The 12185-nt window shown below is 61.4% G+C and carries 9 protein-coding genes; 6 read left to right on the top strand and 3 right to left on the bottom strand.

Annotated elements, in window-relative coordinates:
* The first annotated feature begins 206 nt into the window (after nucleotides 1–206).
* Nucleotides 207–3980 (top strand): methionine synthase, encoded by a 3774-nt coding sequence (gene metH / locus ACD590_RS14465; protein ID WP_130717255.1) that lies wholly within the window; start codon nucleotides 207–209, stop codon nucleotides 3978–3980.
* Between the two features lie 135 nt (nucleotides 3981–4115).
* Here metH and ACD590_RS14460 read toward each other — a convergent pair whose 3' ends face one another.
* Together ACD590_RS14460 and ACD590_RS14455 are read right to left on the bottom strand one after the other, a co-directional pair.
* A complete protein-coding gene (locus ACD590_RS14460) occupies nucleotides 4116–4880 on the bottom strand; it encodes a GntR family transcriptional regulator (protein WP_018242914.1) in 765 nt (254 codons plus the stop codon).
* Nucleotides 4877–5761: an N-acetylglucosamine kinase gene (locus tag ACD590_RS14455; RefSeq protein ID WP_113544515.1), complete on the bottom strand. Its 885-nt coding sequence runs from the start codon at nucleotides 5759–5761 to the stop codon at nucleotides 4877–4879. The genes ACD590_RS14460 and ACD590_RS14455 overlap by 4 nt, the downstream gene beginning before the upstream one ends.
* Nucleotides 5762–6293: 532 nt before the next feature.
* Between ACD590_RS14455 and ACD590_RS14450 the strand changes: the two genes are divergently transcribed.
* The 5 genes from ACD590_RS14450 (at nucleotide 6294) to ACD590_RS14430 (ending at nucleotide 11632) form a co-directional block, all read left to right on the top strand.
* Complete coding sequence (locus tag ACD590_RS14450) at nucleotides 6294–7550, top strand: ABC transporter substrate-binding protein (protein WP_018242912.1); 1257 nt, start codon at nucleotides 6294–6296, stop codon at nucleotides 7548–7550.
* Between the two features lie 218 nt (nucleotides 7551–7768).
* On the top strand, nucleotides 7769–8716 hold the full coding sequence (locus ACD590_RS14445) for a carbohydrate ABC transporter permease (protein ID WP_018242910.1): 948 nt from the start codon (nucleotides 7769–7771) through the stop codon (nucleotides 8714–8716).
* Between the two features lie 9 nt (nucleotides 8717–8725).
* Nucleotides 8726–9565 (top strand): carbohydrate ABC transporter permease, encoded by an 840-nt coding sequence (locus ACD590_RS14440; protein WP_018074095.1) that lies wholly within the window; start codon nucleotides 8726–8728, stop codon nucleotides 9563–9565.
* Nucleotides 9562–10620 (top strand): Gfo/Idh/MocA family protein, encoded by a 1059-nt coding sequence (locus ACD590_RS14435; RefSeq protein ID WP_439002823.1) that lies wholly within the window; start codon nucleotides 9562–9564, stop codon nucleotides 10618–10620. Before ACD590_RS14440 ends, ACD590_RS14435 begins: the two co-directional genes overlap by 4 nt.
* Nucleotides 10621–10630: 10 nt before the next feature.
* Entirely contained in the window at nucleotides 10631–11632 is a 1002-nt protein-coding gene (locus ACD590_RS14430; RefSeq protein ID WP_018242908.1) for an ABC transporter ATP-binding protein, read from the top strand.
* 72 nt (nucleotides 11633–11704) lie between these two features.
* Here the strand turns inward: ACD590_RS14430 and ACD590_RS14425 are convergent, their stop codons facing one another.
* Nucleotides 11705–12010: an NIPSNAP family protein gene (locus tag ACD590_RS14425; RefSeq protein ID WP_012758329.1), complete on the bottom strand. Its 306-nt coding sequence runs from the start codon at nucleotides 12008–12010 to the stop codon at nucleotides 11705–11707.
* Nucleotides 12011–12185: the final 175 nt, after the last annotated feature.

Below are 12185 nucleotides of genomic sequence, written 5' to 3'. Positions count from 1 at the left end.
CATCTGGCTAGCGCATCGTGCTTTCCGAAAATCGAATTTCGGAAAACACGATGCGCAGATTCAAACTGCTACAGCGTCCTTTGCGCGTCTTAAGAGACGCGCGGCGCTGTAGACTTGCAAAGCACGAAATCGCTAGGCATATATTGACATAAAGATATCTTTATGTGATTTGGAAGTCTGGTCTTATGACGTCAAGGAGCCCTCCCGTGTTTGACAATCTCTTTGGTCCGGAAACGGGCAAGCGTGACGGCAGTGAAGTGTTCGCAGCTTTGAAACAAGCCGCGAGCGAACGCATCCTTGTTCTCGACGGCGCCATGGGCACGCAGATCCAGGGGCTCGGCTATGACGAAGACCAGTTTCGCGGAACGCGCTTCATCGGCTGCGCCTGTCACCAGAAGGGCAATAACGACCTTCTGATCCTGACCCAGCCGGATGCGATCGAAGAGATACATTACAGATACGCCAAGGCCGGCGCCGACATTCTCGAGACCAACACCTTCTCTTCGACCCGCATCGCGCAGGCCGATTACGAGATGGAAGGTGCGGTTTACGACCTCAACAAGGAAGGTGCGGAGATCGTGCGCCGGGCGGCACTGCGCGCCGAGCGCGAGGACGGCCGCCGCCGCTTCGTCGCCGGCGCCATCGGGCCGACCAACCGCACCGCCTCGATCTCGCCCGACGTCAACAATCCCGGTTTCCGCGCCGTCACCTTCGACGATCTGCGTTCCGCTTATGGCGAGCAGATCGACGGGCTGATCGACGGCGGCGCCGACATCATCCTCATCGAGACGATCTTCGACACGCTGAATGCCAAGGCGGCGATCTTCGCCTGCGAGGAGCGCTTCGAGGCCAAGGGCGTGCGCCTGCCCGTGATGATCTCGGGCACGATCACCGACCTTTCCGGCCGCACGCTGTCCGGCCAGACGCCATCGGCCTTCTGGAATTCCGTGCGCCATGCCAATCCCTTCACGATCGGGCTCAACTGCGCGCTCGGCGCCAATGCGATGCGCCCGCACCTGCAGGAGCTTTCGGGCGTTGCCGACACCTTCATCTGCGCCTATCCGAATGCCGGCCTGCCGAACGAGTTCGGCCAGTATGACGAAACGCCGGAGCTGATGGCGGCGCAGATCGACAGCTTCGCCCGCGAAGGCCTGGTCAACATCGTCGGTGGCTGCTGCGGCTCGACGCCGGAGCATATCAAGGCGATCGCCGAGACCGTTGCCAAGTACAAGCCACGGCCGATTCCCGAGCACCGCCCCTTCATGTCGCTGTCGGGTCTCGAACCCTTCGAACTGACGAAGGACATCCCCTTCGTCAATGTCGGAGAGCGCACCAACGTCACCGGCTCGGCCCGCTTCCGCAAGCTGATCACCAACGCCGATTTCACCGCAGCGCTCGATGTCGCCCGCGACCAGGTTGAGAACGGGGCGCAGGTGATCGACATCAACATGGACGAAGGCCTGATCGATTCCGAAAAGGCGATGGTCGAGTTCCTCAACCTGATCGCCGCCGAGCCTGACATCGCCCGCGTGCCTGTCATGATCGACTCGTCGAAGTTCTCGATCATCGAATCCGGCCTGAAGCGCGTCCAGGGCAAGCCGATCGTCAACTCGATCTCGCTGAAGGAAGGCGAGGAGAACTTCCTCGCCCAGGCGCGGCTGCTGCACAATTACGGTGCCGCCGTCGTCGTCATGGCCTTCGATGAGACGGGGCAGGCGGACAGCTACGAGCGCAAGGTGGATATCTGCACGCGCGCTTACAAGCTGCTGACCGAAAAGATCGGCTACCCGCCTGAGGACATCATTTTCGATCCGAACATCTTCGCGGTCGCCACCGGCATCGAGGAGCACAACAACTACGGCGTCGATTTCATCGAGGCGACGCGGACGATCCGCGAGCGCATGCCGCTGGTGCATATTTCGGGCGGCGTCTCCAACCTGTCGTTCTCGTTCCGCGGCAACGAGCCGGTGCGCGAGGCGATGCATGCCGTGTTCCTCTACCACGCTATCCAGGCGGGGATGGACATGGGCATCGTCAATGCCGGCCAGCTTGCCGTCTACGACAATATCGATCCCGAGCTGCGCGAGGCCTGCGAGGACGTGGTGCTGAACCGCCGCCCCGACGGCACCGAGCGGCTGCTCGAAGTGGCCGAGCGTTTCCGTGGCGCCGGTGCCAGGGAAGGCCGGGTCCAGGATCTTTCCTGGCGCGAATGGAGCGTCGAGAAGCGTCTCGAACACGCGCTGGTCAACGGCATCACCGAATATATCGAGGCCGATACCGAGGAGGCGCGCCTGCAGGCCGCCCGGCCGCTGCACGTCATCGAAGGGCCGCTGATGGCCGGCATGAATGTCGTCGGCGACCTGTTCGGCTCGGGCAAGATGTTTCTGCCGCAGGTGGTCAAGTCGGCGCGCGTAATGAAGCAGGCGGTCGCCGTGTTGCTGCCCTACATGGAAGAGGAAAAGCGCCTCAACGGCGGCGATGAACGCCGGTCGGCCGGCAAGATCCTGATGGCGACGGTCAAGGGCGACGTCCACGATATCGGCAAGAACATCGTCGGCGTCGTGCTTGCCTGCAACAATTACGAGATCGTCGACCTCGGCGTCATGGTGCCGGCGACGAAGATCCTTGAAACGGCGATTGCCGAGAAGGTCGACGTCATCGGCCTTTCCGGCCTGATCACGCCGTCGCTCGACGAGATGGTGCATGTTGCCGCCGAGATGGAGCGGCAGGGCTTCGAGATCCCGCTGTTGATCGGCGGGGCGACGACCAGCCGCGTGCATACGGCCGTGAAGATCCATCCGGGCTACAACAAGGGGCAGACGGTCTACGTCACCGATGCGAGCCGCGCCGTCGGCGTTGTTTCGGCGCTGCTGTCGCCGGAGACACGGCAGAACTATGTCGACGATATAAGAGCCGAATATGCCAAGGTGGCGGCTGCTCATGCGCGCAGCGAGGCCGAGAAGGTGCGCCTGCCGTTGCCCCGGGCTCGCGAGAATGCCCACAAGATCGACTGGTCTGCCTACCAGCCGGTGAAGCCGCAATTCTTCGGCACGCGGGTGTTCGAGGACTACGATCTGGCCGAGCTTGCCAAATACATCGACTGGACGCCGTTCTTCCAGACCTGGGAGCTGCGCGGCCGTTACCCCGCCATTCTGGAAGATGAGAAGCAGGGCGAGGCGGCCCGCGCGCTCTGGGCGGATGCGCAAGCCATGCTCAAGAAGATCATCGACGAAAAGTGGTTCCGCCCGCGCGCCGTCATCGGCTTCTGGCCGGCCGGCGCCGTCGGCGACGATATCCGGCTGTTCACGGACGAGAGCCGGAAACAGGAGCTTGAGACCTTCTATACGCTGCGGCAGCAGCTTTCGAAGCGGGACGGGCGGCCGAACGTGGCGCTTTCCGACTTCGTCGCGCCTGTCACAAGCGGTGTTCAGGATTATGTCGGCGGCTTCGTGGTGACGGCGGGTATCGAGGAGATCGCCATAGCCGAACGTTTCGAACGGGCGAACGACGATTATTCTTCGATCCTCGTCAAGGCGCTGGCCGACCGCTTCGCCGAAGCTTTTGCCGAGCGCATGCATGAGCAGGTACGACGCGAATATTGGGGCTATGCCAAGGACGAGACACTCAGCAAGGAGGATCTCATCACCGAAGCCTATGCCGGCATCCGCCCGGCGCCCGGTTATCCCGCCCAGCCTGACCACACCGAAAAGGCAACGCTCTTCAAGCTGCTCGACGCTGAAAAAGCGGCCGGCGTGAAGCTGACGGAGAGCTATGCGATGTGGCCGGGCTCCTCGGTCTCCGGCCTCTATATCGGCCATCCCGACTCCTATTATTTCGGCGTCGCCAAGGTGGAGCGCGATCAGGTGGAAGACTATGCGGCCCGCAAGGGTATGGAGGTTTCCGAAGTCGAGCGCTGGCTCGGACCGGTGCTGAACTACGTGCCGCGCAAGGTCGAAACCGAGATCGAGGATGCGGCGTAACCAGCCGTTTGGCGTCGTCCGCTGATAAAGTGATTCAAGAAATGATGGAGCCGGAAAGTGATTCACTTTCCGGCTCCATGCTTTTGAAAATCAAGAAGATTATTCCTTGGAGCCGATGCTGTCGGCCTTTGCGGTTCAAGTCACCGCGATCGTCAACTCAGCGACGAAATCATAGGCGTCGCCGCGATAGAGCGAGCGGGTGAATTCGACGGCGCGGCCTGAGCCGAGATAGGAGATACGCTCGATCGACAGGCCGGCCGCACCCACGGAGACGCCGAGAAGCTGGGCGTCGGCTTCCTTCATGTTGGTCGCGGAGATGCGCTGCACGGCGCGCACGGGGCGGACCTGGAGGCGTTCGAGTTCGGCATAGAGTGAATTGGTGACGGCTGAGGGATCGGGCAGGAATTCGCCGGAGACGCTAGCGTTCTCGATCGCCAGCGGCTGGTCGTCGGCGATGCGCAGGCGGGAGAGGCGCGAAACCTTGACGTCGGTACCGAGGCCAAGGATCATCATCTCGTCGGGCGAGGGGGTGTGGATGCCCTTGTGCAGCCATTCGGAGCGGGAGGACATGCCGCGGCGCGCCATATCCTCAGTAAAGGAGGTGAGCTGCGACAGGCGTTGCTCGACCTTGGAGACCGGCTTGGCGACGAAGGTGCCCGAGCCGTGGCGGCGCACCAGCAGGCCGTCGGCGACAAGATCGTCGATCGCCTTTCGCACGGTGACGCGGCTGACGGCGGCGAATTCGGCGATGTCACGTTCCGGCGGCAGCGCATCGCCGTGGCCGAGCGTGCCGGTGCGCACGGCCTCTTCGAGCATGCGGCGCAGCTTGACGTAGAGCGGGCCGGTGCCGGCAGCCTGCAGGCGCTCCAGGGACAGGATGGTAGCGAGGTCGTCGCTCATGCCGCACCTCTCTGCCTGGTGTTCAGGAGCTTCACCGCAAGTTCCACCGCGCCGTGCAAGGCATCGTTCTTCGGTCGGGCGAGCAGCGGCCTGTAGCGTTCGGAAAGCCAGGGTTCATAAGCTTCGGCAAGACCTCCGAGCAGGCAGATCGACGGGCATTCGGGCCAGAGCAGCGCGTCGAGGCTTTCGCCGATCGCCGTTGCGGCATCCGTGACGATGCCGACCGCGACGGCATCGCCCTTGGCCGCATGTTGGAAGACGATCGGTGCGTAGCGGGCAAAGTCCTTCGGTCTTGCCGAATGCGCGAATTCGACGATGCGCTCCGGATCATTGCCGTATTCGGCCATGACCGCTTCGGTGATCGGCGATGCCGGGCGCACTCTGTCGTGGGCGAGCAGCGATCGTTCCAGGAGATCGCGGCCGAGGCGGGCGCCGCTTGCCTGGTCGCCGACGACGAAACCCCAGCCGCCGATGCCATTCAGTCGGCCATCCCTGCGGGCATTATAGACCGAGCCGGTGCCGAAGGCGCCGACGATGCCGTCGGCATCGCCGAGCGCGCCCTGTAGCGCGATCAGCGCATCGGTGACGACGCGGCCTTCGGCAAAGGGCAGGGCCGTTTCGATTCGCCTGCCGTAATCCCCGACATTGGCGCCGGCGACGCCGACGACGGCTGCGACGGAGGAAATGGTTTCTGCAGCAAGCCCGGCATCGCGCAGCGCCTGCCGGGCGGATTCAACGATATTGAGAAGAGAGTTTTCGAGATCCGACAGAATGTTGGCAGGGCCTGATTTGCCGCGGCCGATGATATTGCCGTTTCTGTCCGCGACCGCGGCTCGGCAGCTCGTTCCGCCGCCGTCTATGCCGATTGCAAGCTCCGTCATCGGGCCTCCGAATATGCCGTTCCCCATCTTTTTTAATACAATACCAAAAAAATACCATTTACCAAGTAGGAATGAAGGAGAAAATCAATCTTTTTATCTTATTGATTTTGCTTGATAAAATTTTTTAATGAATTTTTGGCAGCGAAAAAGTTAAATTCGGCTGGACAATTGGTATTTTTTTGGCCTTAATTCGTTCAAAGGGAACAGCGTTTCGAAGCCCACGAAAACCGGCAGTAAAGCCAAGCCGGAACCGCTTCGAGGATGATTGCAAGGACACCTGCCGGCCCGTGTGGCCAGTGGTTGAGTTCAGGCATCCATCGGCTTTCCCTCGTCATTTCGCCACGCCCGGTGCAGGCCACCGGGAAGGCGCGCACTTCCGGCCGCAGGCGATCCGCCTTTGCGTCCACGAGCTTTCGGGGCCGGCAGTCGCTGGCGGTCCTCCAAGGGGCATTGGGGTGTTTCCTCAGACACGCCAATTGCTTGTTTCAGATCGAAAAACGGCGCCTTCGGCGCCTGACAACAGGAGAGGGAAATGAAAAACACTGCTCTGAAAAGCTTGCTGCTTGCCTCTAGCCTGCTGACGCCGGCAGGTCTCGTCCATGCCGCCGACGTCACGCTGACGCTCGAAAGCTGGCGTAACGACGACCTGCAGATCTGGCAGGAAAAGATCATTCCGGCGTTCGAAGCCAAGAACCCGGGCATCAAGATCGTCTTCTCGCCGACCGCGCCGACCGAATACAATGCTTCGCTGAACGCCAAGCTCGATGCCGGTTCCGCAGGCGACATCATCACCTGCCGTCCGTTCACCTCGCTCGAGCTCTTCAACAAGAAACAGCTCGTCGACATCACCAGCCTGCCGGGCATGGAGAACTTCTCTCCGGTCGCCAAGGCCGCCTGGGCGACCGACGATGGCAAGTCGACCTTCTGCGTGCCGATGGCATCGGTCATCCACGGTTTCATCTACAACAAGGATGCCTTCGATAAGCTCGGCATCTCCGTGCCGAAGACGCAGGACGAGTTCTACGCAGCGCTCGACAAGATCAAGGCCGACGGCACCTACATCCCGCTCGCCATGGGCACCAAGGATCTCTGGGAGGCCGCCACCATGGGCTACCAGAATATCGGCCCGAACTACTGGAAGGGTGAGGAAGGCCGTAAGGCCTTGATCGAAGGCAAGCAGAAGCTGACCGACGCCGAATGGGTCAAGCCCTATGAAGAGCTTGCCAAGTGGAAGCCCTATCTCGGCGACGGTTTCGAAGCCCAGACCTATTCGGACAGCCAGAATCTCTTCACGCTCGGCCGTGCCGCCATCTACCCGGCCGGTTCGTGGGAAATCTCGCTGTTCAACAGCCAGGCCCAGTTCAAGATGGGCGCCTTCCCGCCGCCGGTTCCGAAAGCCGGTGACACCGGCTACATCTCCGACCATCCGGACATCGGCGTCGCCTTGAACGCGAAGAGCACACATGCCGAGGAAGCCAAGAAGTTCCTCAGTTGGGTTGCTTCGCCTGAGTTCGCCGACATCTATGCGAACTCGCTGCCGGGCTTCTTCAGCCTGAACTCCACCCCGGTCAAGATGTCCGATCCGCTCGCTCAGGAGTTCGTCTCCTGGCGCGGCCCGTACAAGTCGACCATGCGCTCGACCTATCAGATCCTGTCGCGCGGCACGCCGAACCTCGAAAACGAGACCTGGGTCGAATCGGCCAATGTGATCAACGGCACGGATACGCCTGCGGTTGCTGCCGAAAAGCTCCAGAAGGGCCTCGACAGCTGGTACAAGCCGGCCAAGTGATGTGATCAGGGGCGGCGTTTGCCGCCCCTCGTCCGGCCTGCTGGCCACCTTCTCCCGCTTGCGGTGAGAAGGAGACTCGCAGCGACCTCCCAGCCCGACATGGCATTTCAGCAGGGCACGTTCCTTCTCCCCGCAGCCGGAGAGAAGGGCAGGGTGAGGCGCAATGTTTTCCATCTGTGCTGCGCCTTGCGGCCAGTCGACAAGAACAGGCAAAAGCCATGAGCGAAACCGACAACGCGGTCGATATCGTCCCGATCAGGCGCCCGGTGCGCTGGCACATCTTCGTCTTCATGCTGCCGGCGCTGATCGTCTATTCCGCGGTCATGGTGCTGCCGCTTATCGAAACGCTTCGGCTGTCGCTCTACAATACGGTCGACGGGCAGCCGGCCTTCGTCGGACTGGCGAATTTCAAGGTGCTGTTCGGCGATGCGCGCTGGGCGCGCGATTTCTGGAATGCCCTTGTCAATAATCTGATCTTCTTTGCCATCCACATGTGCGTGCAGAACCCGATCGGCGTGGCGCTTGCCGCCCTGCTTTCGGTGCCGAAGTTGCGCGGCGTCGCCTTCTATCGCACGGCGATGTTCCTGCCGACGCTCCTGTCCTTCGTCATCGTTGGCTTCATCTGGAAGCTCATTCTCTCGCCGATCTGGGGCGTGGCGCCCTGGATGCTCGATCTCATCGGCTTGAAATTCCTGTTCGCGCCTTGGCTCGGTAAGTCCGGTTCGGCGCTGATCGCGGTGTCGCTGATCTCGAACTGGCAATATATCGGCATTCCGATGATGCTGATCTATGCCGCACTGCTCAGCATCCCCGAAGAGGTGATCGAGGCGGCCGAATGCGACGGCATCACCGGCTGGGCCCAATTCTGGAAAATCAAGTTGCCGCTCATCCTGCCGGCGATCGGCATTATCTCGATCCTGACTTTCGTCGGCAATTTCAACGCCTTCGACTTGATCTATACCGTGCAGGGGGCGCTTGCCGGGCCAGACATGTCGACCGACATTCTCGGCACGCTGCTCTACCGCACCTTCTTCGGTTTCCAGCTTCAGCTCGGCGACCGCTCGATGGGCGCGACCATCGCCACGGTGATGTTCCTCATCATCCTCGCCGGCGTCTCGCTTTATCTGTTCGTCATCCAGCGGCGCATGCGTCGCTACCAGTTCTGAGGAGCGCGCATGTCCAAGGCACGCACATCTCCCATCCGCACCGGCCTCGTGCATCTGGCGCTGAGCGCCTATACGCTGGTCGCGCTGTTTCCGGTGTTTCTGACCATCGTCAACTCGTTCAAGGATCGTGCCTCGATCTTCCGCGAGCCGCTGATGATCCCGACGCCATCGACCTTCAGCCTCGTCGGCTATCAGACGGTGCTCGGGCAGGGCGATTTCGCCACCTATTTCCAGAACAGCTTCATCGTCACGATCGTCTCGATCCTGCTGGTGCTGCTCTTCGGCGCCATGGCGGCCTTCGCGCTCTCGGAGTATCGCTTCCGCGGCAATATGCTGCTTGGTCTCTACATGGCGATCGGCATCATGATCCCGATCCGTCTCGGCACGGTGGCGATCCTGCAGGGCATGGTGGCGGCGGGCCTCGTCAATACGCTGACGGCGCTGGTCCTCGTCTATACCGCGCAGGGCATACCGCTGGCGATCTTCATCCTGTCGGAATTCATGCGCACGGTTTCGGACGATCTTAAGAATGCCGGGCGCATCGACGGGCTTTCCGAATATGCGATCTTCTTCCGCCTGGTGCTGCCGCTGGTGCGCCCTGCGATGGCGACGGTCGCCGTATTCACGATGATCCCGATCTGGAACGACCTCTGGTTCCCGCTGATCCTCGCGCCCTCCGAGGCCACCAAGACGGTCACACTCGGCTCGCAGATCTTCATCGGCCAGTTCGTCACCAACTGGAACGCGGTGCTGGCGGCGCTGTCACTGGCGATCCTGCCTATCCTCGTCCTCTACGTCATCTTCTCGCGGCAGCTGATCCGCGGCATCACGTCAGGAGCCGTCAAGTGACAGTAAAACCGATCCGTGTCCTCGTTGCCGGCCTCGGCAATATGGGTCGCAGCCACGCGCTCGCCTATCACAACAATCCTGACTTCGAGATCGTCGGTCTCGTCAACCGCTCGAGGCCACAATTGGATCCTGAGTTGCAGGGCTATACGATCCATCCCGACTTCACGGCGGCGCTGGCCGAGCTGAAGCCGGACCTCTGCTCCATCAACACCTACTCCGGCAGTCATGCCGATTATGCCGTCGCCGCCTTCGAGGCCGGCTGCGACGTCTTCGTGGAAAAGCCGCTTGCAACCACCGTCGCCGATGCCGAGCGCGTCGTCGCGGCAGCTAAGAAGGCGGGGCGCAAGCTGGTGATCGGTTATATCCTTCGCCATCATCCTTCCTGGATGAAGCTGATCGAAGAGGCGCGCAAGCTCGGTCCACCTTACGTCTTCCGCATGAACCTCAACCAGCAGTCCAGCGGCCCGACGTGGGCGACGCACAAGTCGCTGATGCGCACCACCTCGCCGATCGTCGACTGCGGCGTGCATTATGTCGACGTCATGTGCCAGATCACCGACGCCAAGGCTGTCGAGGTGCGCGGCATGGGGCTGCGTATGTCGGAAGAGATCGCCGCCGACATGTATAATTATGGTCACCTTCAGGTGCTGTTCGAGGATGGTTCGGTCGGCTGGTACGAGGCCGGCTGGGGCCCGATGATCTCGGAGACCGCCTTCTTCGTGAAGGATGTGATGTCGCCGAAAGGCGCGGTGTCGATCGTCATGGATCCGAACGCCAAGTCCGACGATATCGACACACACACCAAGACCTCGGTGATCCGGCTGCACACGGCCGAGACCGGGCCTGACGGCAAGTTCATCCGACCCGACCAGGACATGACGATGGAAGGCGAACCCGGCCATCAGGCGCTCTGCGACCTGGAACAGGCCTTCATGCTGAGGGCGATCCGCGAGGATCTGGACCTCGACCGCCATATGGCGGATGCGGTGGCGTCGCTGCGCATCTGCCTTGCCGCCGACGAGAGCGTGCGTACCGGCCAGCCGGTCAGATTGTAAGGGAAAGACAGTGGGATCACTTCAACTCAAATCCATCCGCAAGACCTATGGCACGCATGAGGTGCTGAAAGGCATCGACCTCGAGGTCAGGGACGGCGAATTCGTCATCTTCGTCGGGCCGTCGGGCTGTGGGAAATCGACGCTGCTGCGCAGCATTGCAGGCCTCGAAGACGTCACGTCAGGCGCCGTCGTCATCAATGGTCGCGATGAGACGCTGACGCCGCCGGCCAAGCGCGGCATCGCCATGGTGTTCCAGTCTTACGCGCTCTATCCGCATCTGACGGTCAAGGACAATATGGGGCTTGGTCTCAAGCAGGCCGGCACCGCCAAGGACGAGATCGACAAGCGTGTCAGCAAGGCATCCGGCATGCTTTCGCTGGAACCCTATCTGGCGCGGCGGCCGGCCGAGCTCTCCGGCGGCCAGCGCCAGCGCGTCGCCATCGGCCGTGCCATCGTACGCGAACCCGAACTTTTCTTGTTCGACGAACCGCTGTCGAACCTCGATGCGGCGCTGCGTGTCCAGACCCGTCTCGAAATCGCCCGGCTGCACCGCAGTCTGAAGGCGACGATGATCTATGTCACCCACGATCAAGTCGAGGCGATGACGCTTGCCGACAAGATCGTTGTCTTGAATGCCGGGGCGATCGAGCAGATCGGTTCGCCGATGGAACTCTATAAACGACCGGCCAATGTTTTCGTCGCCGGCTTCATCGGCTCGCCGCAGATGAATTTCATCGCGGCCGAGAAGGTCGGCGATCACAGCGCCAAGACGATCGGCGTGCGTCCCGAACACCTGACGTTGTCGCGCGAACAGGGGACTTGGGCTGCGAAGGTCGTGCATGTTGAGCATCTCGGCGCCGACACGATCATCTATCTGGAATCTGATCAATGCGGCCTGTTGACGGCGCGTCTTTTCGGCGAGCACCAGTATGAGCCGGACGAGATCGTCTATGCGACCCCGGACCAGGCGCACGTGCATCGCTTCGATGTAGACGACCAGGCGATCCGCTAAGCGCACGACAGAACGAAAAAGCCCCGCCAGCCAGCCTGGCGGGGCTTTTTCGTTCCGTCGTGTGCGGTTCGATCAGCCGAGCACGGGCCGCATGAAGCTGCGTTCATAGCTGACGATACTGCGGTTGCGTTTGTCGAGTTCGAAAGCGGCCTGACATTCCGGATCGCTTGCCATGCGTGTGCGATAGTCCTCGTAGGCGGCAAGGCTCGGGAAGGAAAACAAGGCAACGGCAATGTTGTTGGCGCCTTCGGACGGCAGGAAATAACCGTGATGGGTGCCGCCCATTCTGTTGACGATCGGAATCCAGAGCCGGGCATATTCCTCGAATTCGGCAAGCTTGTACGGATCGATCACATAACGCAGGTGGCAGGTAATCATTGACATATCCCATCGCGTAAATGCCGGGCGGAGGGCTGCCCGGCTCATTTGGTTTACTCAACTTCTGGCACCGGGCTGGGAGAGTTCAAGTGCCTTACGGTGATGGTTGCATCACGTTTGCTGACAGGTCGGCCGGCCTGAAATGAAAAAAGCACCGCGTCGGCGGCGCCTTCCA

The organism is Rhizobium sp. 862_C5_N1_2 (assembly GCF_051811205.1).
In the GTDB taxonomy this organism is placed as follows: Bacteria; Pseudomonadota; Alphaproteobacteria; order Rhizobiales; family Rhizobiaceae; genus Rhizobium; species Rhizobium leguminosarum.
Note: the sequence above shows the minus strand (reverse complement) of the source record. Positions and strands in the feature narration are given on the sequence as shown.

Excerpts from the sequence above, each read along its gene's own strand:
- ACD590_RS14455 (WP_113544515.1), bottom strand. The coding sequence starts at position 5,761 with ATGACGGAGCTTGCAATCGGCATAGACGGCGGCGGAACGAGCTGCCGA.
- ACD590_RS14445 (WP_018242910.1), top strand. The coding sequence starts at position 7,769 with ATGAGCGAAACCGACAACGCGGTCGATATCGTCCCGATCAGGCGCCCG.
- ACD590_RS14460 (WP_018242914.1), bottom strand. The coding sequence starts at position 4,880 with ATGAGCGACGACCTCGCTACCATCCTGTCCCTGGAGCGCCTGCAGGCT.
- ACD590_RS14440 (WP_018074095.1), top strand. The coding sequence starts at position 8,726 with ATGTCCAAGGCACGCACATCTCCCATCCGCACCGGCCTCGTGCATCTG.
- ACD590_RS14450 (WP_018242912.1), top strand. The coding sequence starts at position 6,294 with ATGAAAAACACTGCTCTGAAAAGCTTGCTGCTTGCCTCTAGCCTGCTG.
- ACD590_RS14425 (WP_012758329.1), bottom strand. The coding sequence starts at position 12,010 with ATGATTACCTGCCACCTGCGTTATGTGATCGATCCGTACAAGCTTGCC.